Raw genomic sequence first — 26394 nt, 5'->3', positions numbered from 1 at the left:
GGCAGTAACGTAGCCGGGACATTGCAAGGCGCGAACTTGATTTACTCTTAAGCCGATAGGGCTTTTTCCAAAGGAACGGGCGCGGATACGCCCGCTCCTCGACTTTTTTCTTCGACAGCTTATGCAGTGGCGATTGTCGTTAGGTTAATGCACGTTCTGGTTGCGCATTCCTGTGGGCCAGCCAGTCGATGAGCGCCATCGCGATCAGCGAGGCGCCGACGAGCGGGAAGACCACGCCGCCGACGGCCAGAATTGCGAAGACGATGACGAGGCTCCTCCGGTCCGCAGGCAAGGGTGGAGTGCCGAGAGAGCCGGCCGGCCGACGCTTCCACCACATCACCACCGCGGAGACGCAGAGCAGGACGGTGCCACAGCAGGCGGCGAGCATGACGAGCTGGTTCGCAAGGCCGAATTCCTGGCCCATATGGACGTTGATGCCCCATTCCAGTGCCTTGCCCAGCGGTCCGTAGTCGGCATAGCTCATGTCGAGGAGCGGCTTGCCGCTGTACTGGTCGAGATGAATGACGCGCTGGAGCGCGAGGTCCTTCGGATAGACCGAGCCGGTATAGACGCCACGGGGGCCGCTTGGCAGGTTCACGGCATAGCCCCGCGTCAGCCCGAGGCGGTCGAGCGTCGCCACCGCCGCATCGAGGCCGATGGGGCCCGTGCCTGCGCTCATCGACCGTGGCAGGCGAGCCTGTTCGAGCGACCATGTCGTCGGGCCGCCATGGGCGAGGTGCTCGTCCGACATGGGCACTGCCACGCGTACGCCTGCCGGATAACCGAAATTATGGCCGTTCGCCCACTGATTGACCTTGGCGCCCCACAGCACCGACCAAGGCATCCCGGTGACGGCGAGGAACAGGATGAACCCGCCTGCGAGCAGGCCCGTGACCGCGTGCAGGTCGCGCCAGAACACGCGCTGCCGCGGCTTGCCGCGCACCGTGACGATGCCGCCGCCCTGCCGACGCGGCCACCACAGATAGAGCCCGCTAAGCACGAGCAGGATCGCCCAGCCGCCGACGATCTCGATGACGCCTTTCGCGACCGGCCCGAAATAGCCGAGGCTGTGCAATTGCCGGACGATCCACATCGCGGTCCCGCGGTCCGCGATCTGCCCGAGGACGCGCGCGTCGTAGGGATCGACATAGACCACGGTCTTTGCGCCGTCGGTACCTAGGATCGTGACCTCCGCCGAATTCGTGGCCGTTTCGGGCGGCATGTATTTCACGGCCTTGCCCGGGAGCGCCTGGAGCGCCCTTGCGACGAGCTCGCTCGGAGGGCGGGGGGCGGCCGCGCGTGCCTCGACGCGCTTGACGTCCCGGTGAATCAGGCCGTCGAGCTCGCCCCTGAACAGGTAGAGTCCGCCCGTCACGGCGAGCAGGATGAGGAACGGCAGGGTGAGGAGACCGGCATAGAAATGCCAGCGCCAAACGGCGCGATAGAACGAGGTGGCGCGCTTGCCGGCGCGCTCGGGCGCGGCAGCCGCCGTCAGGGTGACGGTAGTCATGGCAGGAATCCTGATCTGAAGGGAAGGGGTTGCTTCAGACAGGAAGGGGCGGGGCCCGGGCGCCGAGCGGATAGACGCCGGTCGTAGCGGGGTTGGCCGTGTCGCTGCGAACCGGGGGGCGCGCGATGAAACGCCAAGCCGGGAAATTCGCCGTCACCGTCGCTGCGGCTGGCGGCACGGCCGTGGCCAGCGCGAGGCAGAACGTCGCGCAGCAGGCCGGCAGGCTGGTCTTGCCGCTTTGCCGGGCCGGGTCGAGCGGGGCGCTCTGGCCGGGGCTGCAGAGTGGGGTGGTGAGGAACGGGTCGGGCTGGGCGGCAAGCCCGGAGGCCAGTGCCGTCAGGGTGGTCTGCAGGACGAGGGCATAGGCGACGAACAGCGCGGTCGCGCTGCGCCGCCACCCCGTCCGTTGTGTCGCCCTCGCCATGTGGCCACGCTTAGCCGGTCGCGCGGCGGCGCGGAAGAGGCCTTATGCCGTCCGGGTTGCGACGGCCGCTCGGCTTGCCGAGCTGCGCCGTCAGAACTTGCCGTACTGCAGATAGGCCTGCTGCGGGTCCGTGCCGGAGAGGATCGCGGTGCGGACCTTGTTCTCCGTCGAGATGCCGGCTTCGGCCTTGTCGAGGACCTCCTCGAGGATCTCGACCGGGATGCGTACGACGCCGTCGCGATCGGCGAGGATATAGTCGCCCGGCCGAATCCAGACCGCGCCGATCTTGATCGGCTCGTCGACGGCCTTCGGCAGCCAGGCTCCGACGATGTCGCGCGGCGTGTAGGCCTTGAAATAGGCCTGGAAGCCCATCTCGATCATGAACTCGGTGTCGCGAGACAGCCCGTCGATGACGCAGCCGCGCACGCCCTTGTTCTTCAGCGTCTCGGCCGAGAGCTCGCCCATCAGCGCGATCTCCTCGGTGTTGGGCTGGCAGACCCAGACATGGCCGGGCTTGGCGGCCGAGAGCAGGCCGGTCCAGCCGAGGAGCGTCTCATGGGCATCGAAGGTTCCGGTCCTGCCTTCCACGGTGAACGCGGGTCCGGCGAGCTTCTGGCCCGGGAGCAGCGGTCGCAGTTCCGGCGGCAAGGTGAAGTCGCTCAGCCCCATCCCGCGCATCACGTCGTGGACGACACCGGTGTAGCAGCGCTCGAGGCGCTGGGTCAGCTCTTCGCTCATCGTTCCTCCGCGGGGCGCGACTCGGTGCTGCGCCGCCTGATTATGGAAGGAGCAGGGTGGCTGGACCGCTCCGAGGCGGCAACCTCCGCGGACGCGCGGCGCCGTTGCGTATCAATCGGTTGAAGCGGCGCGCTCGACCCGTTCCCAGCCTTGCGGCGTCAGGCGCTCCTGCGGCAGGAAGCGGGCCTTGTAGGCCATTTTGGGAGAGCCTTCGACCCAGTAGCCGAGATAGACATAAGGCAGCCCGAGACGCCTGGCACGGGCGATGTGGTCCAGCACCATGAATGTACCGAGCGAGCGGGGCTCGAGCGCCGGGTCGTAGACCGAATAGACCATCGACAGGCCGTCGTTCAGCGTGTCCGTGAGCGCCATGGCGAAGAGGTCGCCCTGGCCCCGGCCGGTAAAGCCGGAATCGGGGCCGCGGCGCCGGTACTCGATCAGGCTGGTCTCGACATGGGTGTCTTCGACCATCATCGCGAAGTCGAGGGCCGACATCGTCGCCATGCCGCCGTCCGGATGCCGCGCGTCGAGATAGCTGCGAAAGAGCGAGTAATGCTCGGAGCGTGGCTGTGGCGGCCGTGCTTCCCCGATGAGGTCGTCGTTGCGCGCCAGCACCTTGCGGAAGCCGCGCGACCAGAGAAAATCGTCGACGCAGACCCGCACCGAGACGCAGGCCCGGCAGACTTCGCAGGCCGGCCGGTAGGCGATGCTCTGGGAGCGGCGGAACCCGCCTTGCGACAGCACGTTGTTGAGGTCGCGGGCACGCGGTCCGACGAGATGCGTGAACACCTTCCGCTCCTCGCGACCCGGCAAATAGGGGCACGTGGTCGGCGAAGTGAGATAGAATTGCGGGGCATCCCGCAACGGGCGGGTCACGTCGGCTGGCTCCCCGGAAGCTTGCGCTCCTCAATGTAGCATCGGCGGCGGCGGCAACAAGCGCGATGGGGGGAGGCTGCCATGACTGGCGAAAAGGTGAAGCTCCACGGAGCGCAGGAAACGCTTCTCGTCACGCTCTGTGCCAAGGCCGGCGAGAGCGAGTTGTCCGATTCGTTGTTGAAGGATCGTTTCGCGGCTCGGGCGCTCGCGCGGATCGACTACGATTTCGGCAGGCTGAAGATCGACCGCGACATGATGATCGGCATCGCGCTGAGGGCGCATGTCATCGACGGCTGGACGCGCGATTTCTTGAACCGGGTTCCCGAGGCGACGGTGCTTCATCTCGGCTGCGGGCTGGATAGCCGCGTCTTCAGGGTTGCGCCGCAGCCGGGTGTCCGGTGGTTCGACGTCGACTATCCCGATGTGATCGCGTTGCGGCAGCACCTCTATCCGTCGCGCGACGGCTGCGTGTTGGTGCCGTCCTCGGTAACCGAGCCGCGCTGGCTCGACGCGGTGCCGCAGGACAGGCCGGCTTTCGTGATCGCGGAAGGGCTTTTGCCCTATTTGCCCGCGGAGGAGGTGGTGCTCCTGTTGGAGCGGCTAATGGGCCATCTGCCGGGTGGCGAACTCGCCTTCGATGCCTATAGCCGCCTCGGGCTGATGCTGATTGCCTGGCAGCCTTCCATCCGCGCCACGGACGCCACGCTGCATTGGTCTCTCGACGATCCGGAAGATCTGCTCCGGCAGTTGCCCCGTCTCGAACTCGTCGAGGAGCTGGCGGGGTACGGACCAGGCGGCTACGACCCGGCGCAGGTCGCGCGCATGTCCCTCGTCGCCCGAATGGCCATTCCCGTGATGGGGGCGATCCCGGCGCTCTCGCGCATCGGCCGGCTGCTGCGCTTTCGCTTCTGACGTTGCCGCGCAGCAGCCCGCTGCTCAGGCCCGCACCACGACGAGGCCCGTCAGCAGGTCATGGCCGAGACGTCGGTCCGAGCGGAACAGGCCGCATGCGATGTCGAGCAGCCACAGCGCCACCGTGCCGGCAGCCACGTAGAAAAACAGCGCGTGCACCGCCGCTACGATCCCGTCCGGCCGGCCGCCGTTTACCGTCTCGACCCTGAGGCCCGCGACTCGCATGCCCCAGGTCGACTGGCGCGGGCCGCCGACGGTCAGGGCCGCGTAGCCTAGCGCTGTGACGAAGGTTGCGGCGGGGATCAGGAACCAGGTCGCGCCGAAGGTGACGATGCCGAGCACAACCAGCAGCAGAAAGACCAGCCAGCCGAGAAAGAACAGCGCGATGATGTCGATGATCCAGGCGAACAGCCGCGATCCGAGGACGCCGCTGACGTTCTGGTAGGGGCGCTGCTCCAGGGCCGTGATCGGCGGCTGGCCGTAGCGGGTGTCGCTCATCGAGGTATCGTCCTCCAAGGGCGCGCGGGAATGCGGCCTTCAGGCCTCAATGTTTGGTCAGCGTGCCGGTTCCGCAAGACCGCGCGGCAGGATGCGCCGCGGTGCGAAGCCATTTTTTGCGAGCATTTCCTCGATCGCGCGAGAATGCGCTTCCCCGCGCGTCTCCACGGTGACGTCGAGCGTGACGCCCTTCGCCGGAACGTCGAGGAAGAGCCGGCCATGGCTGACCTCCAGGATATTGGCGCCTTCCTCGCCCAGCAGGCTCGCGATCCTGCCGAGAAGGCCGGGTCGGTCGCTGGTCGTGAGCCGGAAGGCGACGATGCGGTCCTCCCGCTCCAGCTCGCGCACCATGATCGCGGCCAGCAGGCGCGTGTCGATATTGCCGCCGCTGAGGACCAGCCCGACCTTGCGCCCGGCATAGCGCTGCGGATCCTTCAGCATGGCGGCAAGCCCGGCCGCGCCGGCGCCTTCCGTCAGAGAGTGCTGCAGGCAGGCATAGGCGTTGACGGCGCGCTCGATCAGGTCCTCGCCGACGAGTACCAACTCCGAGACCAGGCTGGCGACGATCGGCAAGGTCAGCCGCCCGACCGTCTTCACCGCGATCCCCTCGGCCAGCGTCGCGCCACCGATGGGCCGATCCTGTGCATGGATCGCATTGAAGAAGGAGGGATAGAGCCCGGCCTCGACGCCGATGAGCTCGATGCCGGGCTTGATCGCCTTGGCGGCGACGGCATTGCCGGCCATCAGGCCGCCGCCGCCGAGCGGGATGACGAGCACGTCGAGATCGGGCTCGTCGGCCAGCATCTCGCGCACGACGGTGCCCTGGCCCGCCATCACCGCGGCATCGTCGTAGGGATGGACGAAGACGAGTTGCTCGGCGCCGGCCAGCTCCTGCGCCCGGTCGGCCGACTCGGACAGGGTCTCACCGTGCAGCACGACCCGCGCGCCATGCGCGCGCGTGTTCTCGACCTTCACCAGCGGCGTGGCCTCCGGCATCACGATGGTCGCCGGAATGCCGAAGCGTTTGGCGTGGTAGGCGACCGCCTGCGCATGATTGCCGGCCGACATCGCGATGACGCCTCGCCGGCATTCGGCTTCGCTCAGCGAGAGGAGCTTGTTGACGGCGCCGCGCTCCTTGAACGAGGCGGTAGCCTGCATGTTCTCGTGCTTCACCAGGACCTGCGCGCCGGTCAGTTCGGACAGCCGCGGGGCCGGTACGAGGGGCGTGCGCAGCACATGGCGCCCGATCCGCCGCGCGGCAGCGTCGATATCCTCGGGCGTGATGGCGAAGGCTTCCGTCATGATGCGTCCATGCGTTTCGAAAGGCGTCCGACGGGGCGATGCGGTGCCGGAAAACAGGCCGAGGCGGGGCAGGCTGTCGTCAAACCTGCCGCGGCGTCAATTCGCCGTCGCCGAAGAAGCCGCCGGGACGCCAGATCAGCACGATCGCGAGCAGCAGATAGACGGCGAGGTCGCGCTGCTCGATCGGCAGGGTGGCCGACCAGATCGCCTCGAAGCCGGCGATGAACAGCCCGCCCAGCGCGGCGCCCGGCACCGAGCCGATGCCGCCGAGGATGGCGGCGACCAACGCCTTGAGCCCGAGCGTGAACCCGCCGGCGAACCCCATGCCGCCATAGATCACGGTGACGATGACGCCCGCCATGCCGCAGAGCGCGCAGGCGATGATGACGGCGATGTCGCGTACCGCGCGTGGATCGACCCCGAAGAGCGCCGCCGTGCGTTCGTCTTCGGAGACCGCCCGCCAGGCCCGGCCGTAGGCGGTGCGGCGGATGAGCTGCACGAGACCGAGCGTCGCCCCGAGCCCCACCAGCGTCAGGAACGTGGCGAGCGGGTTCAGCGTCACGATGAACGTTCCGGCATGGGCAAGCGGGAAGGGGGTGTTGAAGACCGGCGGCAGCCAGCGCAACTGCGGCCCTTGTGCGAGGCGCAGATATTCGGACAGGGCGATCGCGAGCCCAATCGTTGCGATCAGAACCTGCTGGCCGCTGGCACGCTCGAGATGGCGCAGCACGAAGCGCCCCATCGCGAAGCCATGGAGCGCCGAGACCAGGATCGCGACCGCGAAGGCGACCGCAAGGCCCGTGACCGGAGTCGAGATCGACAGCGACAGCAGCAGTGCGACGCCGACAACCGAGGCCAGTGCGCCAAGTGCCGCGAACTCCCCGAAGCAGAGGATGATCCGTCCGGTCAGCCCGTAGACGAGCGCATAGGCCGCCGCGAGCAGGCTGTAGATTGCCGCCGAGGGCAGGCTGCTGAGGCCCTGCTGCAGGCCGTAGGCGAAGCCGGCCGGAAGCGCCGGGAGGTCCTCGGCCGCCGCGGCTCCGGGATCGGGCGGGGGTTCGTTGCGGTCCTCGAGGTAGAAGCGGCGCAGGAAATAGAAGCTGGCCCGTGCCATCGGGCGCCCGTCCGAGGCGATGCCGATCAGTGTCGGCCGCCCGAGCCCGTTGCCTTCCGTTCCGAACAGGCAGTCGATGCTGCGCTGCCGTGCGATGCCGTCTCCGAGCTGCACGCGGTAGAGCAGGCGCAGCGCCCGCGGCACCGGTCCGGTCGTCACGCGCTCGATCTCGACATGGGCGCCCGGCGGATTGAGCGGCGGGATCGCCTGCCGGCACAGCCGCGTCTGGTCTGTGTCGAAACCCTCGCCGCAGCCGGCGAGGCTGACGAGCACAAGAGCCAGAATCGGCAGAAGGAGCGGGCGCATGCGAACCAGACGGTAGCGCTTGCCCGTGCCGTTTGAAACATCGCCTGGGAGCGGGCGATCCGCCGTCAGCTCAGACCAGACCGTCGAGATAGCGACACAGGATCCGGGCTCCGCGAGACAGCTCCTCGGCCTCGTCATCGCGCCCGACGCGGCGATAGGCGTCAGCCGCATCGTTCCGCGCTCCGATTTCCGTTTCGACCACGCGCCGCAGCTCGGCCCTGCCCAGCATCCGGCGGGGCACTTCGACCGCGCTGTCGCCGAATGCGTGAAAGACGTAGGTATCGTGCCTGCCATCGGCGGCAACGGCTTGCGCATTGTCCACGGCGGCGAGCAACTCGCGCAACACGCCGATTTCGGCGGATTTGCGCTCCCGCATGGCCGCCCGCAGATCGGTTCTCAGCAGCGCCCGAAAGCTCTGGCTCTCATCCATCGACATGCCGGAACTGCGATCGCTCAGCCTGCCTTCAGCTTCCGCGCCACGCGTGGTGCGAAATAGGTGAGCACGCCGTCGGCGCCCGCGCGCTTGAACGCGGTGAGGCTCTCCAGCATGGCCTTGTCGCCATCGAGCCAGCCGTTCTGCACTGCGGCCATCAACATCGCGTACTCCCCGGAGACCTGATAGGCGAAGGTCGGGACGCGGAACTGGTCCTTCACCCGCGCGATCACGTCGAGATAGGGCAGGCCGGGCTTGACCATCACCATGTCGGCGCCTTCATCGAGGTCGAGCGCGACCTCGGCGATCGCCTCGTCGGAATTGGCCGGGTCCATCTGGTAGGTGCGCTTGTCGCCGATCAAGGTGGCGTTGGTGCCGATCGCGTCGCGGAACGGGCCGTAGAAGGCCGAAGCATACTTGGCCGCATAGGCCATGATCTGCACGTCCTCATGGCCGCTTTCGTCGAGCGCGGCGCGGATCGCGCCGACGCGTCCGTCCATCATGTCGGAGGGAGCGATCACGTCGGCGCCGGCATCGGCCAGCGCCAGTGCCTGCCGGACGAGAATCGCGACGCTCGCATCGTTCAGGATGCGCTCGCCGTCCATCACGCCGTCATGGCCATGCGAGGTGTAGGGGTCGAGTGCGGCGTCGCAGATGATGCCGATCTGAGGGACCTCCTGCTTGATCGCCCGCACCGCCCGGCACATCAGATTCTCGGCGTTGAGCGCCTCCGAGCCGGTCGGGTCGCGCAGGGCTTTTTCGACGAAGGGGAAGGGCGCGATAGCGGGGATGCCGAGCTCGGCCGCCTCCGCTGCCTGCCGCACCGCCTCGTCGACATTGAGCCGGTCGACGCCGGGCATCCAGGCGACGGGCGTGCTGGCCTCGCTGGAATCCATCAGAAAGATCGGCCAGATCAGGTCGTCGGTCGTCAGCAGGTTTTCCCGCACCAGCCGGCGCGACCAGTCGGCCTTGCGGTTGCGGCGCATGCGGCGCGTGAGCCCGAGCGACGGCGCGTGAGCCTCGTTCTGGCGCGACTCGGGGGAGGGGAACGGCCTGACGACCCGGGATTCCATGGCAATGCCTCAACTGACGACGTCGCAGCGCGCCCGAGGCTCAAGCGGGGACGGCAGCGGCATGCCGGCTTCATATCACATCGGAACAATTCCAAAACAGGGCGCATGGTCGCAAGCCGGATCATGTTTGCCCTGTTGCCCGGAGGGCGCTGCGTCTGTCCCGCGGGAGCGTCGCGCGGTTCCGGTCATCCGGCTCAGTCTTGAGATGCCGATCGGCGCCGGCTTTTCCGGGCGGCGTGGAGGACAGCGCCGCGAGGTTGCCCGCGATCGAGCCGCTCAATACTGGCGCATGACTTCACGCAGAGCCATCAGCATCATCCAGACGAGGGCGGCGACCGTAATCCCCGCGGCCATGTTGGTCAGCAGTCCGGCGACCACGCCCATCGCAAGTGCAAAGCCTGTATTCATGGCGCGTACGCTGGCGGCGGCCTGTGGGCCTTTTGGGGTGCCGTTCCGGCTTTTTCGAGGTCTTTTGATTTCGGAATATTGTCGCCTGCAAGCACGCGGGCGATCGTCCGCAAGGAGCGGCCGGAAGCCGGCCGCCTGCGAAGCGCCGTGACCTGCGCGCGCCTCAGCTCCAGCGCACGATGATGATCGCGACGATCCAGGCCGCCGCCAGCAGGACCGTGCGCCAATGCTCGTCGAGCAGCCTTTGCCAATGCGGCAATGCAGCCGGGGAGGCATGCTCCTCAACTGCTCGCGAGGTCCCGTTGTCTCGATGGCTCATGACAGCCTCGGGTGGTTGGTGAAGCTTGCCTCGCGGCCGCATCGGGCAGCCGAGGCCGACGGCATTGTGCCTGTGAAGATTAGCGTGGGAAAGATATCCACGAAGTTTTCCTGGGGATAGTTCGCTTCGCTGCGGTGGCGTCACCAGTCGGCTCGCCCGCTTGCTCGAGCCGCTTGCTCCGAAAGGATGCCGACGATGAAAGCAGCAGCGGCGGTCGGCGCCTGGCATCTGCGAGCCCGGCTCCTGAAAGCCGTCACCGTTCCGCGTTGACAAGGCCGGCCCCGCCTTCCAGAACCGCAGCCCATCGCAACCGGAGCGGGCCATGGCGCAGGATCAGGACATCATCTGCGAGATCCGCGGCGCGGCCGGCGTCGTCATTCTCAACCGGCCGAAGGCGCTGAATGCGCTGAGCCTCGGCATGGTGCGCGAACTCGCCCGTGCGCTCGACGCCTGGGAGGACGATCCTCAGGTGACGCGTGTCGTCGTCCTCAGTACGAGCGAGAAGGCGTTCTCGGCCGGAGGCGACATCCGTTGGCTGCATGATTGCGGCAAGGCGGGACGCCATGACGAGATGCTGGCGTTCTGGGGCGAGGAGTACGTCCTCAACCACCGCATCAAGACCTATCCAAAACCCTATGTCGCGCTGATCGACGGCATCGTGATGGGTGGCGGCGTCGGCATCTCCTTGCATGGCAGCCATCGCATCGCCGGAGACCGCTATCTCTTCGCCATGCCGGAAGTCGGCATCGGGTTCTTCCCGGATGTCGGCGCGACCTATGCGCTGCCGCGCTTGCCCGACGCTTTCGGCGTCTTCCTTGCCCTGACCGGGGAGCGGATCGGTGCCGCCGACGCGCTTTCGGCGGGACTTGCTACGCATGCGGTCCCGAGCGACCGCATGGCCGAGCTCGCCGATGCGCTGACCAGCCGCACGGCGATCGACGATATCCTCGTCGGCTTCACGATCGCCCCGCCGCCCGGCCCGCTGCAGGCCGAAGCCGCGACGATCGCCGATGCTTTCGCTGCCGCCTCTCCCCAGGCTGTCGTCGGAAGGCTGAACGCCCTCGCCGGTCGCGGCAGCGCCTTCGCCGGCAAGCTCGCCCAAACCCTCGCCACCAAATCGCCGACCAGCGTCGCCATCGCTCACGAGCAGATGCGCCGCGGCCGGGAGCTGGACTTCGCCGAGGCGATGCGCACCGAGTTCCGGATCGTCTCGCGCATTGCCCGCGGCCACGATTTCTACGAGGGCGTGCGCGCCGTCGTCGTCGACAAGGACCAGTCTCCGCGCTGGCTACCGGACAGGCTCGACGCGGTCGACCCGGCGGCGATCGCAGCCTATTTCGCGCCGCTCGGCCCGGCCGAGCTGAAGCTGGGGAAGTGAGTTTGGGTCTGGGCGGCGACGGCGAAGCCCTCCGCGGCGAGCAGGCGGGCGAAGGCAGCCAGAAGGGATCGGCGCGCTGGCGGCTGGTCCTGGTCTGGTTCCTGCGGCTGCTCTCGGTTTTCTGGCTGGCGAAGGGCTTGCTCGCCTGGACGGTGATTTTCGGCGTGTCGGCGGATGCGCAGCCCGCCTTCGAGAACCGTCTCCTCAGCTTCCAGGCCATCATCGTCTATTTCGCGGTGATCGACCTTGTCGCGGCGGTCGGGCTCTGGCTGACCTCGACCTGGGGGGGCGTGCTCTGGCTGCTCGCCAGTTTGAGCCAGCTTCTGCTGAGCTTCTTCTTCCCCCGTTTCGTGCCTCTGACAGGCTGGATGGTCGGCATCTATGTGGCGCTGATGGCGGCCTACTTCCTCGTGACCTGGGCGGCCGAGAACGAGGCGGAATAGCCCGGGAGGCGTCGCGCGTCCGGCCCGCAGGCCCGTCGATTGCGGCGAGTCATGGTAAGAATCGCTTTAGCTTAAGCCTTTCTGGCTTCACCTACGATTCACCCAAAGGGGTAAATCCCTGATTCATCCTGATATTTAAACTCGTTTTCATCCGGTCAGGCTTATGGTGTTTTTCAGAAGCGGACCGGGAAGCAAATCCCGGCTGACACACAACAGGCGGGATATACCATGAAAGCGAGCGTCAAGACTTCCGAGGTTGCCAAGACTAACGAGGCTGAACTGAGCGTGAAGCCCCTTTATCTTGAGTCGCTGACCCTGGTGGAGCGGCTGCATCGCCGGCTTCTCGATGTCATCAAGGATGAATTCGAGCGTCGCGGCCGGGACGACGTCAACAGCGTGCAGGCGCTGCTGCTGTACAATATCGGCGACGCCGAGCTTTCTGCCAGCGAACTGCGGACCCGCGGCTACTATCTCGGCTCGAACGTCTCCTACAACGTCAAGAAGTTGGTCGAGCTCGGCTATCTTCATCACGCCCGGTCGCGGATCGACCGCCGTTCGGTCCGCATCAGCCTCACCCAGAAAGGCTCGGAGGTACACGACATCGTGAAGGGCGTTTACGACAAGCATGTCCGCACGGTCGAGCAGATCGGCGGGATCGCCGCGGATGACTTCGAGCGTATGAACAACGCCCTGCTGCGGCTGGAGCGCTTCTGGACCGACCAGATCCGCTACAAGCTCTGACGCCTCATGCCCACCTGCGGGGCGGCCGGGTCGCGCCGGCCGTCCGGGCCCCTTCCTCGGCGAGCGGCCGCGGCAGCCGGGTGTGACTTTACTGCCATGCATGCCGCAAAACGTAGGCATGCCCTAAATTCGCCGCTCTCATCACACCTCTTTAACTGTGATACGACACCGTCGCCGGCATGGGAGCCGATCTGGTGCGCTGCCGCTCCCCCGGCGGCGTTTTTGTGCCGGTCGCCCGTATTCGGATGAAGTGAAGAGGGAAGAGATGTCGCAACTGAGCCTGACTCGCCGCGAGACCGTGCTGGCGTTGCTTTCGGGCGCTGCCACGGCCGCCGCAGCCCCGGCGTTCGCGCAGCAGGCCGAATGGCTTCAGAATTACGATGCCGGCCCGCGCAACTCGGTGTTGCGCTCGTCGACGCCGATGCTCTCGCCCGAGACGCTGCAGGCGACCGAGCAGGCCATCGTCGCCTATCGTGACCTCGCTGCACGTGGCGGCTGGCAGCCGGTTCAACTGCCTGATCGTCTTGGCCTCGGAGCGCGGGGCCCTGCCGTCGCGGCCTTGCGCCAGCGCCTCGCAATTACCGGCGATCTCGTGCAGAAGGCGGGCGAGAGCAACGTTTACGACTCCTATGTCGAGGCGGCGGTGCGCCAGTTCCAGGCCCGTGTCGGCCTGTCGACCACCGGCGCGATCAACCGGGCGACGATCATCGCGCTCAACGTGCCGATCGAGCGGCGCATCCGTCAGCTTGAGACGAATGTCGTGCGCCTGCGCACCTGGTCCGGCAATCTCGGCAATCGCTACGTCGTCGCGAACATTCCGGCCGCGATGGTCGAAACGGTCGAGAACGGCCATGTCGCGACGCGTCATGCCGCGGGCGTGGGCAAGATCGACCGCCAGTCGCCGCTGCTGCAGACCAAGATTCCGGAAGTGAATTTCAACCCGACCTGGACGGTTCCTGCCTCGATCATCAAGAAGGACCTCATCCCGAAGATGAGGAAGGAGCCGAACTACCTCACAGAGAACAAGATCCGCATCATCTCGCAGAGCGGCGCCGAGATTTCGCCCTCGCAGGTGAACTGGAATTCGGACGAGGCGACGCGTTACACCTTCCGCCAGGACCCGGGCGGCGATTTCAATTCGCTCGGCTTCGTGCGTATCAACATTCCGAGCCCCTACGGTGTCTATATGCATGACACCCCGGCCAAGGGCATCTTCGGCGACGACTACCGCTTCGTCTCCTCGGGCTGCATGCGCGTCCAGAACGTGCGCGACTATGTCGCCTGGCTGCTCAAGAACACGCCCGGCTGGGACCGCGCCAAGATCGACGAGGTCATCGCCTCGGGGCAGCGCGTCAACGCGCGCATCGCCGATCCGGTGCCGTGCTACTGGGTCTATGTCACCGCCTGGGCGACGCCGGATGGCGGTGTTCAGTTCCGCGACGACATCTACAACAAGGACGGACTCGGGCCGGCGCCGGTCGCGGCGCTGCAGGGCGAGAACGACATCTGATCCTTCGACAGGGCGTCGATCACAGGCCCGCCGGTCGCTCGGCGGGTCTTTTCGTATGAATTGTCGGTATTTGCGGGGATCGGTCGCCGATCCGTCGGAACCGTTCGATCGGGTGATGTCGGCGAAGGTTCCCCGAACCTGATGCGGAGGGCTGCACGAGCCCTCCGCCGTGACCTGAAGGAGCGCTTAGCTCCAGAAGCCTTGCTGATAGTCGCGAGGTGAGAACGATTCCGTTTCGTCCTGCTGGATCTCGCATTCGTCCTCGCGACCGTACTCGGCCTCCGAGGCACAATCGCAATCGTGCCGTTCGAGCATGTATCTCTCCTTTCGTTGATGAGGGAGGTGCTTCGGCAATGCCTAGATATGGCCTCATGTTGCGATGCACAAGCTGACCTAGCTGGAGGCCTCAGGCGCAGGGAGATCGCGCGGGTTCCGCGCCGGTGCGCCGCCGCAGCCAGGCGGCGGCACTCGCCAGCGCGGCTATGGCGGCCATCGATGCAAGCAACCCCGCGGTGCCCTGGAACAGGCCGGGATAGCCGTGAGCCGCGATCAGAGGCGTGCTGATCAGTGGCGAGCAGAACTGGCCGATGAAGATCGACGAGGTCAGGATGCCGCCGGCCAGCCCGCGCGCGGCCCGCGGCGCGAGGTTCAGCGCCAGCGCCACGAAGCTCGGCGAGACGAGCGCGTAGCCGGCACCGATCGCGGCCGCAGCCAGGAAGAGCAGCCACGTCGCTCCGGCGAGCGGCAGGAGCAGGAAGCCGAGCGCCATCGCGCCATAGCCGAGCAGGAAGACGCCGCCATAGCCGCTGCCACGCTGGATGCGCGGATAGAGCAGCGCCAGGCAGCCCCCCGAAACCATCAGCACGCCGAGGATGGCCCCGGTCATCACAGGGCTGGCATGGCCTCGGGATGCCAGGAAGAACGAAATCTGCGTCGGCATGACAAAGAAGATCATGTTGGTTGCCGCCTGCAGCAGAGCCAGCAGGGCGAGCGAGACGCGCCATGGACCTGCTCCGTCGCTGCTGTCGTCGGGTTTGGCGCCGACAGTACGAGGAGCGCGTTCGGGATCGGCGATGACCCGCCACATCAACGGCAGGAACAGGATGGCGAGCCCATAGATCGCGAAGGGCAGGCGCGGGGAAAGGACGGCGATCCACCCGGCGAGCGAGATGAACACCAGCCCGCCGAAGTTGCGCGCCGAGATCTGCAGGCCGGTCAGCGCATTGCGCGCATGGCCGCTGAAGTAATCGCCGATCAGCGCGGTCTGTGCCGTCATGATCAGCGCGACGGCGATGCCCAGGACGAGACGGCTGGCGAAGATCGTCGGCAGGTCCGGCAGGACCAGCCCGGCGCAGCCGGCGATCACGAAGAGGACCGTTCCGGCCAGAAGCAGCGCCCGGCGCCCGAACCGGTCGGCGAGCAGCCCCGCCAGCGGGGCGCAGATGGCGACGCTGAGGGAAGGGGCGGGCACCAGCAGCCGCGTCAGCATCGCCGCGTTCGGATCGGCGCTGAACAGCCGCTCCAGCCCGGGCAGCGCCGGGCTGATCGTCGCGTTCGCCATTGTGGTGAGCGATGCCGCCATCAGCAGCGCGATGGCGCGCGGGTCGCGCCACAGTGCGTTTTTGCTTTCTAAATCAAGCTCTTTCATTATTTTTCCTCTTGTCGGGATCGCAGGTTCGGAGGACTCTACGAATTCAAGTCAACTTGAGGTCAAGCATGTCGCTACTGGATATCGGAGAGATCGCGCGGCGCACTGGTGTGCCGCCTTCGACGCTGCGCTATTACGAGGAGGTCGAGCTGATCCGGTCGGAAGGCCGGCGGGGCCTGCGCCGGCAATATGACGGCGACGTCCTGCTCAGGCTGTCGCTGATCGGCTTGGGCAAGGCGGCAGGCTTCTCGCTCGGCGAGATCGCCGGCATGTTCGGCAGCGACGGGCGGCCCGATATTCCGCGCGAGCAGTTGCACGCAAAGGCGGATGAGCTGCAGCGGCAGATCCTCGGATTGAGGACGTTGCGTGACGCATTGCGGCATGTCGCCGATTGCCGGGCTCCGAGCCATCTCGAATGCCCGAGTTTTCGCGCGCTGCTGAAGTCCTCGGCTCGCCGGCCTTTGATCTATCGTCCGTCCAGCGGGCAATCAGACAGACAGTTGGCCCCTGGACGGCGCGGGCGTGCAGGCTGACCGCTCCCGTGGCGTCGCAGGTGACCATCTATCGCTTGGACAGCCCCCCGCCGCATGATAGGGACGCCGCGACAGGCCCGGCCCCTTGGCCGGCCGCCGAATCTCAGGAGCCGGACATGAGCGAAGCCGCGCTGAACAAGCACCTTTCGAATTCCTTCTTCGGCGCCTCGCTGCATGATGCCGATCCAGAGATCGCCCGCGCCATCGATCTGGAGCTCGGTCGCCAGCGCGACGAGATCGAGCTGATCGCCTCCGAGAACATCGTTTCCCGCGCCGTGCTCGAGGCGCAGGGCTCGGTGATGACCAATAAATACGCCGAGGGTTATCCGGGCCGGCGCTATTATGGCGGCTGCCAGTTCGTCGACATCGCCGAGAAGCTCGCCATCGAGCGCGCCTGCCGGCTGTTCGACTGCAAGTTCGCCAACGTCCAGCCGAATTCCGGCTCGCAGGCCAACCAGGGCGTCTTCATGGCGCTGATGCAGCCGGGCGATACCTTCATGGGCCTGGACCTCGCCGCCGGCGGGCACCTGACCCATGGCGCGCCGGTCAACCAGTCCGGCAAGTGGTTCAACGTCGTCTCCTATGGCGTCTGCGTCGTCGACCAACTGATCGACTACGATGCGATGGAGCGCCTCGCCGTCGAGCATAAGCCGAAGGTCATCGTCGCCGGCGGCTCGGCCTATGCCCGCCACTGGGACTTCGCCCGCTTCCGTGAGATCGCTGACAAGGTCGGCGCCTATTTCATGGTCGATATCGCCCATTTCGCCGGGCTCGTCGCCGGCGGCGCTCATCCTTCGCCGTTCCCGCATGCCCATGTCGTCACCACGACGACGCACAAAACCCTGCGCGGCCCGCGCGGCGGCATGATCCTGACCAATGACGAGGCGATCGCCAAGAAGGTCAATTCGGCGATCTTCCCTGGCATTCAGGGCGGCCCGCTTATGCATGTCATCGCCGCCAAGGCGGTCTCGTTCCACGAGGCGCTGCAGCCAGAGTTCAAGACCTATGCCCACGCCGTCGTCGCCAACGCCAAGGCGCTGGCCGAGACGCTGAAGGCGAAGGGCTTCGACCTCGTCACCGGCGGCACCGACAACCATCTGATGCTGGTCGACCTGCGCTCGAAAAAGCTGACCGGCAAGGCAGCGGAGGCCGCGCTCGGCCGCGCCCACATCACCTGCAACAAGAACGGCATCCCCTTCGACCCCGAGAAGCCGATGACCACTTCGGGCATCCGCCTCGGCACCCCGGCGGCGACCTCGCGCGGCTTCGGCATCGCCGAGTTCAAGCAGGTCGGCGAACTGATCGCCGAGGTGCTGGACGGTCTTGCCACGAACGGGGAAGAGGGCAACGTAGCCGTCGAGGACGTGGTGAAGGCCAAGGTGACGGCGCTGACGGCGCGCTTCCCGATCTATTGAAGCATCTCGAAGGGGCACTGAGAAAGGCTGGCGAGTAAAAATGCGCTGTCCCTATTGCGGCTCCCTCGACACGCAGGTGAAGGACTCCCGTCCCACCGACGATCACGCCTCGATCCGCCGCCGCCGCGTCTGCCCGGATTGCGGTGGCCGCTTCACCACCTTCGAGCGCGTGCAATTGCGCGAGCTTACGGTCGTGAAGCGCTCGGGCCGCCGCGCGCCGTTCGATCGCGACAAGCTGGAGACCTCGATCGCGCATGCGCTGCGCAAGCGCGCCGTCACCCCCGAGCGCATCGAGCGCATGGTCAACGGCATCGTGCGTCAGCTCGAAAGCTCCGGCGAGGCCGAGATTCCGAGCTCGACCATCGGCGAGTTGGTGATGGAGGGCCTCAAGGGGCTCGACGACGTGGCCTATGTCCGCTTCGCCTCGGTCTACAAGAACTTCCGCGAGGCCAAGGATTTCGAGGAACTGCTCGGCCAGCTCGGTACCATCGAAGAGGAGGAGGGCGCTTCCGCCCCGCTGCCCCGCGCTGATGACTGACCGGGATGCGGTCGACCGCGCCTTCATGGCACAGGCGCTTGACCTCGGCGCGCGCAATCTCGGCCGAACCTGGCCCAACCCCTCGGTCGGCGCCATCGTCACCCAGGACTCGCCCGATGGGCCGGTCGTGGTGGCCCGCGGCCTGACCCAGGCCGGGGGACGCCCGCATGGCGAGGCGCTCGCCTTCGCCCGCGCCGGCGCCGGCGCCGCGGCAATGGGCGGTACGCTCTATGTCACGCTCGAACCCTGCTCGCATCGTTCCTTGCGGGGAGGCATCCCCTGCGTCGAGCACACCATTCTGTCCGGCGTGAAGCGCGTGGTTTCGGCGATGGCGGATCCCAACCCCTTCATCGCCGGGCTCGGCCATGCGCTGCTGCGCACCGCGGGCATCGAGGTCGTCACCGGCGTGTTGGAGGATCAGGCGCAACGCGCCCATTGCGGCCATGTCCTGCGGGTGACGCAGGGGCGGCCGATGGTGACCTTCAAGATCGCTCGGACGGCCGATGGCTACGCCGGCGGAGCGGGGGCCACGCCCATCGCCGTCTCGTCTCCGGCAGCGAGCGCCTGGGTGCATCTCCAGCGGGCGCATCACGACGCGATCATGCTCGGTGTCGGTTCCGTGCTCTCGGACGACCCGCAGCTGACGGTGCGTCTGCCGGGCATGGCCGATCGCTCGCCGGTACGGGTCATTCTCGACTCGTATCTCAAATTGCCGCTGGCCTCGAAGCTGGCTCGCACCGCGCGTGAAGTGCCTGTCTGGGTCATCGCCGCCGAGACGGCGCCGGTCGAGCCCGAGGCGGCGCTGGTCGCGGCCGGCGTCGAGGTCATGCGTGTCGGGGCCGCGCCGGACGGCCATCTCGACCTGCACGAGGCGCTCACCCTGCTTGGCGCGCGCGGTATCACGCGCGTCTTCTCGGAAGGCGGTCCGCGCATCGGCGAGAAGCTCGCTTTGGCCGGGCTTGCCGACGAGGTCGTCGTCTCGACCTCGCCAAAGGCGCTGGGCGAACCCGGCATCGTCGCCCTGCGCCCCGGCCTTGCGGGATTGCTGGCCGACCCCGATCTTTACCGCCTCGCCGGGACCGAGCTGATCGGCGGCGACCGTTTCGAGCATTTCGTGAGGAGAGGCTGATGTTCACCGGGATCGTCACCGCCATCGGCGAGGTCGTCGAGTCCGAGCGCAAGGGGCCGAACCTGAAGCGCCTCGCCATCGCCTGCCCCTATGAGGCGGAAGGCATCGCCATCGGAGCCTCCATCGCCTGCGCCGGCGTCTGTCTCACGGTGACCGCCCTGCGCCCGCGCGCGGATGGCGAATCCGGCTGCGTCTTCCAGGTCGAGGCTGCCGCCGAGACGCTGGCCAAGACGCTGGTCGGCGAATGGGAGCCCGGCACCAGGATCAATCTGGAACGCTCGCTCAAGGTCGGCGAGGAACTCGGCGGGCATCTCGTCACCGGCCATGTCGACGGCGTCGGGCGCATCCTCAAGATCGAGGCGATCGAGCCCGATCCGGACGAGCCCTGGGGTGCGACCGCCCGCTTCCACATCCGCGCCCCGCAGGGGCTTGCCCGCTTCATCGCCGCGAAGGGCTCGATCAGCCTCGACGGTACCTCGCTCACGGTCAACACGGTCGAGGACGATGTCTTCACGGTGCTGCTGATCCCGCATTCCTTCGCGGTCACCACCTGGGGTCAGCGCAGGGAGGGCGACCCCGTTCATGTCGAGGTCGATCTGATGGCACGGTATGCCGCGCGGCTTGCGGAGGCGCGCCCGCAGGGGTAACGAGCCTGCTCACATTCCAAGAAGGACAGAAGAAATGGCCGGACCCCGGCAGACCTCGGTCGACAAGGCCGCAACTCCTGCCGTCGAGATCGACGGCGCCCGCGTTCTCGTGGTCGAGGCGCGCTTCTACGACAAGCTTGCCGACGAGCTCCTCGCGGGCGCGACCGCCGTGCTCGAAAAGGCCGGCTGCCGTGTTGATGTCGTCACCGTTCCCGGTGCGCTGGAGATTCCCTCCGCCATCGTCATCGGTCTGCGCGCCGCCGACGAGTCGGTCGATCCTTACGAGGCCGTCGTCGCGCTCGGCACCGTCATCCGCGGCGAGACTGGACATTACGACATCGTCGCCGGCGAGAGCTCGCGCGCGCTGATGGACCTGTCGGTCGCCTTCGCCCTGCCGCTCGGCAACGGCATTCTGACCGTCGAGAACGAGGCTCAGGCCTGGGCCCGCGCCAACCGCTCCGAAATGGACAAGGGCGGCGGCGCCGCCGAGGCCGCTCTGGCTGTGTTGCGCTACAAGCGCTCGCTGGTCGAGACGGAGCAACCGGAATGAGCCGGGCCGAAATGCGGCGCGGCGCTCGCCTTTCGGTGGTTCAGGCGCTCTACGAGATGGAGATCGGCGGCCGTGGCGTGATCGAGGCCATGGCCGAGTTCGAGGCCTTCTGGATCGGCAAGGAAGTCGAGGAGATCGAATTGCCGAAGGCGGAGATCGCCTTCTTCCGCGATCTGCTCGGCGGTGTCGTGCGCGAGCAGCGGCTGGTCGACCGCACTGTCGACGATCTGCTCGCCAAGGGCTGGCCGCTGAAGCGTGTCGAGGCGGTGGTGCGCGCGATCCTGCGTGCCGGCGCCTACGAACTCGCCTTCCGCAAGGACGTGCCGGCCCGCGCCGTGATTTCCGAGTATGTTGCCGTCGCCCGCGCCTTCTACGATGGCGAGGAGATCGGCATGGTCAACGCTGTTCTCGACCGCATGGCCCGCGAGTTCCGCGCCGACGAGTTCGACGCCCCGGCCGCGTAGCCCGACATGATGAAAGGCTCGGACATTCGAGCCCTCATCCTGAGGAGCAGTCAAAGGCTGCATCTTGAAGGGTGTTCCAGATTGCTCCGGATTTGCGTTCTGGAGCATCCTTCGAGACGCCGCTGCGCGGCTCCCCTGGATCAGGGCCGCGCAGAAAAGGCTAGCGGCTTGGGGGGATCATGAACAGCCAGAACTCCCGCCCCGGCGAATTCGAGCTGATCGAGCGCTATTTCGCGCCGCTCGCCGGTCCCGGCGGCCTCGGCCTTCTCGACGATGCCGGCCTGCTGCGGCCGGGGCGCGGCTACGAGGTCGTCGTGACCGCCGATGCGCTGGTCGCCGGCGTGCATTTCTTCCCCGACGATCCGCCGGCCGCGATCGGCTGGAAGGCGCTCGCCGTCAATCTCTCGGACCTCGCCGCCAAAGGGGCAAAGCCGGAGGGCTTCGTCCTGACCCTCGCGCTGCCGCGCGACTGGACCGAGGACTGGCTGAAGGATTTCGCCGCGGGCCTCGGCAAGCTGGCCGGACAGGCCGGCTGCCCGCTGATCGGTGGTGACACCGTCTCGACCGCTGGCCCGCTCACTCTTTCGATCACGGCCCTCGGCACCGTTCCGGCCGGTCGCATGGTCCGTCGCTCCGGCGCGAAGCCGGGCGATGTCGTTCTCGTCTCCGGCGCCATCGGCGATGGCGCGCTCGGTCTGAAGGTTCACGGCCCGGGCAAGCCCGGCTGGGTCGCCGTGCTCGACGAGGAGCAGCGCGGTTTCCTGGCCGGTCGCTACCTGCATCCGCAGCCCCGGACGGCGCTCGCGGACATTCTCCAGCGTCACGCCAGCGCCGCCATGGACATCTCCGACGGCTTGATCGGCGATCTGGCCAAGCTTGTGAAGGCATCCGGCGTCGGTGCCGAGATCGACCTCGATGTCGTCCCGCTTTCCGCCCCGGCCCGCGCCGCGCTCATGGCCGATCCTGCGCTGGCGGAACTGGCCTGGACCGGGGGAGACGACTACGAAATTCTCTGCACGGCGCCGGAAGGAGAACATCTTGCTCTGGTTTCCGCGGCTGCGGAGCGGGGTGTTCCGCTGACGCCCATCGGTCGGATTCTCCCGGAGGCGGGCGCTGTGCATTACATCGGGGAGGGCGGTGCGCAGGTCTTCGCGCACGGCTCCTTTTCTCATTTCTGAAAGCGGGCCCTTGCGGCGCCGCAGAACGGCGTGGCGATGAACCAGCATGTCCCGGTCGCCGAGGGCGACAGGCTCGCGAAGCGCAATGCGCTCATCTTGTCCGGTGCGCAGGCGCTCGGCGGCGCCAACCCGGCGATCGTCGTCTCACTCGGTGGCCTAGTCGGCGCGCAGCTCGCCTCCGACAAGACGTTCGCGACCGTGCCGGTCAGCCTGCTGCAGCTCGGTATCGCGGCCGGCGTCATCCCGGCCGCCATGCTGATGCGCCGTCTGGGCCGGCGTGGCGGCTATCTCATCGGCGCCCTGGTCGGTGCGACGGGGGCGAGCCTCGCGGCGGGCGGCGTCGTTTCCCGGCACTTCTGGCTGTTCTGCCTCGGGACCTTCGTCTGCGGGCTCTACGGCTCGTTCGTCCAGAGCTATCGCTTTGCCGCTGCCGACACGGCGAGCCCGGGCTTCCGGCCGCGCGCGATCTCCTGGGTCATGCTCGGCGGGCTGGCGGCGGGCGTGATCGGCCCCCAGTCGGTGTACTGGACCCGGGATTTGACGCCCGCTGCGCCTTTCGCCGCGAGCTTCCTGGCTCAGGGCGCGCTCGCCCTGCTGGCGATCTGCATCGTGTCGCAGCTCCATGCGCCGCCGGTGAAGGCCGTGCGCAACGATCTCGGCCGCCCGCTCGGCCAGATCGTGCGCCAGCCGAAGTTCATCGCCTCGGTGATCGCCGCGCTCGTCGCCTATGGGCTGATGAGCTTCGTGATGACGGCTGCGCCGATGGCCATGGTCGCCTGCGGCCATTCGGTCGGCGATGCCGCCCTCGGCATCCAGTGGCATGTGCTGGCGATGTACGGGCCGAGTTTCTTCACCGGCAAGCTGATCGAGCGCTTCGGCAAGGAGACGATCACGATCACAGGGCTGGCGCTGACGGCGCTGGCAGCGATCACCGGCCTGACAGGGTTGAGCGTCGGGCATTTCTGGCTCGCGCTCGTGCTGCTCGGCCTGGGCTGGAATCTCGGCTTCATCGGAGCGACCGCTCTGGTGACGGATTGCTACCGGCCGGAGGAACGGGTGAAGGTGCAGGCTGCCAACGACTTCCTGGTCTTCGGCTCGGTTGCCATCGCCTCGTTCTCGTCGGGGGGGCTGCTGAGCCATGGTGGCTGGGAGACCGTCAACTGGCTGGTGTTTCCGCCGGTGGCGGTCGCGTTGTTGCTCGTCCTCTGGCAGCGCACGCAGAGGCGTGCCGCCGCTTGAGCGGCCTGGTCGATATCGGCGAGACGGAGACGGGGTGAAGCGATGAGCCAACGCATGTTTCCAGCTGCGACGGGCCGCGTTCCGCCCGGGGCGATCGGCCACAATCGCGGCATCGTGCGCCCGAACTACGCCTTCATGCCGCCGGAGGGCGTGCTCGTCAGCCGTCTTCCGCAGTATCAGGCGACGGTCGCGCGTATTCTCGCTGCGCCGGTGCTCGGCGCGAGCTTCGCCCAATATGTGCTCGAGATTGCGCCCGGCGGCGGCACCGCGGCCCCGTTCGCGGAGGAGGGCATCCAGCACTTCTTTTATGGGCTGGCGGGCGAGGCGTCATTCGGCCTCGCAGGCGATGCGCCGAAGCCGCTCGCCGCCGGTGGCTTCGCCTATCTCCCGCCCGGCACGCCGTTCAGCCTGCGCAACGAGACGGCGGAGACGGTCCGGGTGCTGGCCCTGCGCAAGCGCTACGAGACGGCTCCCGTGTTGGCCGTGCCCGAGCCGATCCTGTCGCACCAGGATGCCGTGCCGATGACGAATCACACCGGGATGGAGGGGCGCGGCTTCCAGTTCCTGCTGCCCTATGGCGACATGCGGTTCGACTTCGAGATGAACCTGATGTGGTTCAAGCCTGGCGTCTGCTTTCCGGCGGTCGAGACCCATGTGATGGAGCACGGGCTCTACATGCTCGAAGGGCAGGGGCTCTACCTCCTCGGAGAGGATTGGCACGAGATCTGGGCGCGGGATTTCATCTGGATGGGCGGCTATTGCCCGCAGCAGTTCTATCCGACCGGGCAGGAGGATGCGTGCTACCTGCTGTACAAGAACGTCAATCGCGACATCGCGCTCTGACGCTTCCTGCCGCCGCAGCTGACATTCGACGAAATTTGTAAGCGCAGCCGTTTGCGCTCCTCGTCGAAACTTGCCACAAATTCGCCTGACACTGGCGACGCAGAGCGGGCCTTTCAGTCTTCGGGGCCCGTTTTTTCGCTGCCTGACGTCCAACGCTGCAAAGAGGAGCGATCACGCTCCCACGGCTGGAAGCTCAAGGTCAGGAAATCGAATGTCAGCTCTGCTTCTCATCATCATATTGAGTGCGCTTTCCATAGCCTACGGCGTCTGGGCCTATGGCGATGTGATGAAGCGCGATGCCGGCAACCAGCGCATGCAGGAGATTTCCGGTGCGGTCGCCGAAGGCGCGCAGGCCTATCTCAAGCGTCAGTACATCACCATTTCCATGGTCGGCGTCGTGCTTTTCGTCGCGCTCGCCTGGCTGCTCGGCAAATGGGTGGCGATCGGCTTCCTGATCGGTGCGGTCCTCTCGGGCACGGCCGGTTTCATCGGCATGAACGTCTCGGTGCGCGCCAACGTCCGCACGGCGCAAGCCGCGATGCAGTCGCTGGGCGAGGGCCTCGACGTCGCGTTCAAAGCCGGCGCGGTCACCGGCCTGCTCGTTGCCGGCCTCGCTTTGCTCGGCGTCGCGGTCTACTACGGCGTCCTGACCTCGGCTCTCGGCTTCGAATCCTCCAGTCGCACCGTCATCGATTCGCTCGTGGCGCTGGGCTTCGGCGCCTCGCTGATCTCGATCTTCGCCCGTCTTGGCGGCGGCATCTTCACCAAGGGCGCTGACGTGGGCGCCGACCTTGTCGGCAAGGTCGAGGCCGGGATCCCGGAGGACGATCCGCGCAACCCCGCGACCATCGCCGACAATGTCGGCGACAATGTCGGCGACTGCGCCGGCATGGCGGCCGACCTGTTCGAGACCTATGCGGTGACGCTGGTCGCGACGATGGTGCTGGCGGCGATCTTCTTCGCCGGTCAGCCGGTGCTCGGCACGATGATGCTTTATCCGATGGCGATCGGCGCGGCCTGTATCGTCACCTCGATCATCGGCACCTTCTTCGTGAAGCTCGGCGCCAACCAGTCGATCATGGGGGCGCTCTACAAGGGCTTCATCGCGGCCGGCGTGCTCTCGGTCGGCGCGATCGCCGCCGTGAACTATGCGATGTTCGGCGGCTTCTCCGCTGCCTTCAAGACCGTGCAGGGCGTCGGCTTCACCTCGGGCGGCCTCTTTGCCTGCGCGCTGGTCGGTCTCGCGGTGACGCTGCTCATCGTCGTCATCACCGAGTACTACACCGGCACCGGCAAGCGTCCGGTGGTCTCGATCGCCCAGGCCTCGGTGACCGGCCACGGCACCAACGTCATCCAGGGCCTCGCGGTGTCCCTGGAATCGACCGCGATGCCCACCATCGTCATCATCGCCGGCATCATCGTGTCCTACAGCCTTGCCGGCCTCTTCGGCATCGCCATCGCCACCACGGCCATGCTGGCGCTGGCTGGCGTCGTCGTCGCGCTCGACGCCTTCGGCCCGGTGACGGACAATGCCGGCGGCATCGCCGAGATGGCGGGCCTGCCCAAGGAAGTCCGCCACTCCACCGATGCGCTCGACGCCGTCGGCAACACCACCAAGGCGATCACCAAGGGCTACGCGATCGGCTCGGCCGGCCTCGGCGCTCTCGTGCTCTTCGCGGCCTATACCTCGGACCTGAACTTCTTCATCGGCGAAGCCAACAAGGCGGGGTCGACCACCTTCCAGTACTTCAAGGGGGTGACGGTCGATTTCACGCTGTCCAACCCCTACGTCGTCGTCGGGCTGCTGCTCGGCGGCCTGATCCCCTTCCTCTTCGGCGGCATGGCCATGACGGCGGTGGGCCGCGCGGCGGGCTCCGTCGTCGAGGAAGTGCGCCGGCAGTTCAAGGAGAAGCCCGGCATCATGGAGGGCACGGAACGGCCTGATTACGCCCGCGCCGTCGACCTGCTGACGAAGGCCGCGATCAAGGAAATGGTGGTGCCCTCGCTCCTGCCGGTGCTGGCGCCGATCGTGACCTATTTCGTGATCTACTGGATCGCCGGCAAGAACAACGCCTTCGCGGCCGTCGGCGCCATGCTGATGGGCGTGATCGTCACCGGCATCTTCGTGGCGATCTCGATGACCTCGGGCGGCGGAGCCTGGGACAACGCCAAGAAGAGCTTCGAGGACGGCTTCGTCGACAAGGACGGCGTGCGCCACATGAAGG

29 protein-coding genes are annotated in these 26394 nt (G+C 67.0%); 16 read left to right on the top strand and 13 right to left on the bottom strand.

The window, feature by feature from the left end; genetic code table 11:
• Positions 1-139: 139 nt before the first annotated feature.
• From BGO20_RS06855 to BGO20_RS06840, 4 genes are all read right to left on the bottom strand, one after another.
• Complete coding sequence (locus BGO20_RS06855) at positions 140-1510, bottom strand: PepSY-associated TM helix domain-containing protein (protein ID WP_291660997.1); 1371 nt, start codon at positions 1508-1510, stop codon at positions 140-142.
• Positions 1511-1544: 34 nt separating this feature from the next.
• Positions 1545-1934 (bottom strand): hypothetical protein, encoded by a 390-nt coding sequence (locus BGO20_RS06850; protein WP_291660995.1) that lies wholly within the window; start codon positions 1932-1934, stop codon positions 1545-1547.
• Between the two features lie 90 nt (positions 1935-2024).
• The gene (locus BGO20_RS06845) at positions 2025-2672 is read right to left on the bottom strand and encodes an RraA family protein (RefSeq protein ID WP_291660993.1); all 648 of its coding nucleotides are present in this window, start codon (positions 2670-2672) and stop codon (positions 2025-2027) included.
• 111 nt (positions 2673-2783) lie between these two features.
• Positions 2784-3548: an arginyltransferase gene (locus BGO20_RS06840; RefSeq protein ID WP_291660991.1), complete on the bottom strand. Its 765-nt coding sequence runs from the start codon at positions 3546-3548 to the stop codon at positions 2784-2786.
• A gap of 81 nt (positions 3549-3629) precedes the next feature.
• Here BGO20_RS06840 and BGO20_RS06835 point away from each other — a divergent pair, with 81 nt between their 5' ends.
• Positions 3630-4460 (top strand): class I SAM-dependent methyltransferase, encoded by an 831-nt coding sequence (locus BGO20_RS06835; RefSeq protein ID WP_291660989.1) that lies wholly within the window; start codon positions 3630-3632, stop codon positions 4458-4460.
• Positions 4461-4484: 24 nt separating this feature from the next.
• On the opposite strand, the gene BGO20_RS06830 is transcribed toward BGO20_RS06835, so the two are convergent.
• From BGO20_RS06830 to BGO20_RS06800, 7 genes are all read right to left on the bottom strand, one after another.
• Positions 4485-4958, bottom strand: coding sequence for an RDD family protein (locus tag BGO20_RS06830; RefSeq protein ID WP_291660987.1), 474 nt, complete (start codon positions 4956-4958; stop codon positions 4485-4487).
• A gap of 57 nt (positions 4959-5015) precedes the next feature.
• Positions 5016-6260 carry a threonine ammonia-lyase gene (locus tag BGO20_RS06825; protein ID WP_291660985.1) on the bottom strand — a complete coding sequence of 415 codons (1245 nt, stop codon included), beginning with the start codon at positions 6258-6260 and terminating at the stop codon, positions 5016-5018.
• 79 nt (positions 6261-6339) lie between these two features.
• Positions 6340-7680, bottom strand: a complete 1341-nt coding sequence (locus BGO20_RS06820) for a branched-chain amino acid ABC transporter permease (protein WP_291660984.1) — start codon at positions 7678-7680, stop codon at positions 6340-6342.
• Between the two features lie 70 nt (positions 7681-7750).
• Positions 7751-8056 carry a hypothetical protein gene (locus BGO20_RS06815; RefSeq protein WP_362889177.1) on the bottom strand — a complete coding sequence of 102 codons (306 nt, stop codon included), beginning with the start codon at positions 8054-8056 and terminating at the stop codon, positions 7751-7753.
• A 77-nt stretch (positions 8057-8133) separates the two neighbouring features.
• Complete coding sequence (gene hemB, locus BGO20_RS06810; RefSeq protein WP_291661701.1) at positions 8134-9099, bottom strand: porphobilinogen synthase; 966 nt, start codon at positions 9097-9099, stop codon at positions 8134-8136.
• 363 nt (positions 9100-9462) lie between these two features.
• Positions 9463-9594, bottom strand: coding sequence for a hypothetical protein (locus BGO20_RS06805; protein ID WP_291660983.1), 132 nt, complete (start codon positions 9592-9594; stop codon positions 9463-9465).
• Positions 9595-9757: 163 nt separating this feature from the next.
• Positions 9758-9913: a hypothetical protein gene (locus BGO20_RS06800; protein ID WP_291660980.1), complete on the bottom strand. Its 156-nt coding sequence runs from the start codon at positions 9911-9913 to the stop codon at positions 9758-9760.
• 322 nt (positions 9914-10235) lie between these two features.
• On the opposite strand from BGO20_RS06800, the gene BGO20_RS06795 reads away from it, so the two are divergent.
• The 4 genes from BGO20_RS06795 to BGO20_RS06780 all read left to right on the top strand — a co-directional run bounded on the left by BGO20_RS06795 (position 10236) and on the right by BGO20_RS06780 (position 13985).
• On the top strand, positions 10236-11291 hold the full coding sequence (locus BGO20_RS06795) for an enoyl-CoA hydratase/isomerase family protein (protein ID WP_291660978.1): 1056 nt from the start codon (positions 10236-10238) through the stop codon (positions 11289-11291).
• Complete coding sequence (locus BGO20_RS06790) at positions 11288-11734, top strand: DUF6163 family protein (protein WP_291660976.1); 447 nt, start codon at positions 11288-11290, stop codon at positions 11732-11734. Before BGO20_RS06795 ends, BGO20_RS06790 begins: the two co-directional genes overlap by 4 nt.
• Before the next feature lie 228 nt (positions 11735-11962).
• Positions 11963-12475 (top strand): transcriptional regulator LdtR, encoded by a 513-nt coding sequence (gene ldtR, locus BGO20_RS06785; RefSeq protein WP_291660974.1) that lies wholly within the window; start codon positions 11963-11965, stop codon positions 12473-12475.
• Positions 12476-12740: 265 nt separating this feature from the next.
• A complete protein-coding gene (locus tag BGO20_RS06780) occupies positions 12741-13985 on the top strand; it encodes a L,D-transpeptidase family protein (protein WP_291660971.1) in 1245 nt (414 codons plus the stop codon).
• A gap of 186 nt (positions 13986-14171) precedes the next feature.
• Here the strand turns inward: BGO20_RS06780 and BGO20_RS06775 are convergent, their stop codons facing one another.
• Entirely contained in the window at positions 14172-14300 is a 129-nt protein-coding gene (locus BGO20_RS06775) for a hypothetical protein (protein WP_291660969.1), read from the bottom strand.
• A gap of 91 nt (positions 14301-14391) precedes the next feature.
• Complete coding sequence (locus BGO20_RS06770) at positions 14392-15633, bottom strand: MFS transporter (protein ID WP_291660966.1); 1242 nt, start codon at positions 15631-15633, stop codon at positions 14392-14394.
• A 68-nt stretch (positions 15634-15701) separates the two neighbouring features.
• On the opposite strand from BGO20_RS06770, the gene BGO20_RS06765 reads away from it, so the two are divergent.
• The 11 genes from BGO20_RS06765 to BGO20_RS06715 form a co-directional block, all read left to right on the top strand.
• Positions 15702-16166, top strand: a complete 465-nt coding sequence (locus BGO20_RS06765; RefSeq protein WP_291660965.1) for a helix-turn-helix domain-containing protein — start codon at positions 15702-15704, stop codon at positions 16164-16166.
• A 116-nt stretch (positions 16167-16282) separates the two neighbouring features.
• Positions 16283-17581, top strand: coding sequence for a serine hydroxymethyltransferase (gene glyA / locus BGO20_RS06760; protein WP_291660963.1), 1299 nt, complete (start codon positions 16283-16285; stop codon positions 17579-17581).
• Between the two features lie 40 nt (positions 17582-17621).
• Positions 17622-18119 (top strand): transcriptional regulator NrdR, encoded by a 498-nt coding sequence (gene nrdR / locus BGO20_RS06755; RefSeq protein ID WP_291660961.1) that lies wholly within the window; start codon positions 17622-17624, stop codon positions 18117-18119.
• Positions 18112-19248 carry a bifunctional diaminohydroxyphosphoribosylaminopyrimidine deaminase/5-amino-6-(5-phosphoribosylamino)uracil reductase RibD gene (gene ribD / locus BGO20_RS06750; protein WP_291660959.1) on the top strand — a complete coding sequence of 379 codons (1137 nt, stop codon included), beginning with the start codon at positions 18112-18114 and terminating at the stop codon, positions 19246-19248. Before nrdR ends, ribD begins: the two co-directional genes overlap by 8 nt.
• On the top strand, positions 19248-19895 hold the full coding sequence (locus tag BGO20_RS06745; protein WP_291660957.1) for a riboflavin synthase: 648 nt from the start codon (positions 19248-19250) through the stop codon (positions 19893-19895). Before ribD ends, BGO20_RS06745 begins: the two co-directional genes overlap by 1 nt.
• A gap of 34 nt (positions 19896-19929) precedes the next feature.
• The gene (gene ribH, locus BGO20_RS06740; RefSeq protein ID WP_291660955.1) at positions 19930-20445 is read left to right on the top strand and encodes a 6,7-dimethyl-8-ribityllumazine synthase; all 516 of its coding nucleotides are present in this window, start codon (positions 19930-19932) and stop codon (positions 20443-20445) included.
• Positions 20442-20909 (top strand): transcription antitermination factor NusB, encoded by a 468-nt coding sequence (gene nusB, locus BGO20_RS06735; protein ID WP_291660952.1) that lies wholly within the window; start codon positions 20442-20444, stop codon positions 20907-20909. The genes ribH and nusB overlap by 4 nt, the downstream gene beginning before the upstream one ends.
• A gap of 179 nt (positions 20910-21088) precedes the next feature.
• Positions 21089-22087, top strand: a complete 999-nt coding sequence (gene thiL, locus BGO20_RS06730; RefSeq protein WP_291660950.1) for a thiamine-phosphate kinase — start codon at positions 21089-21091, stop codon at positions 22085-22087.
• Positions 22088-22123: 36 nt separating this feature from the next.
• Positions 22124-23326, top strand: coding sequence for an MFS transporter (locus BGO20_RS06725; protein WP_291660948.1), 1203 nt, complete (start codon positions 22124-22126; stop codon positions 23324-23326).
• Between the two features lie 54 nt (positions 23327-23380).
• A complete protein-coding gene (gene allE, locus BGO20_RS06720; protein ID WP_298922368.1) occupies positions 23381-24169 on the top strand; it encodes a (S)-ureidoglycine aminohydrolase in 789 nt (262 codons plus the stop codon).
• 211 nt (positions 24170-24380) lie between these two features.
• On the top strand, positions 24381-26394 hold a 2014-nt coding region (locus BGO20_RS06715; protein ID WP_299857146.1), incomplete at its 3' end, for a sodium-translocating pyrophosphatase.

The sequence above is a fragment of the Allobosea sp. 67-29 genome (genome assembly GCF_001898115.1).
Lineage (GTDB): Bacteria > Pseudomonadota > Alphaproteobacteria > Rhizobiales > Beijerinckiaceae > Allobosea.
The sequence above is the reverse complement of the archived record's forward strand: the minus strand, read 5'-3'. Positions and strand labels throughout refer to the sequence as shown.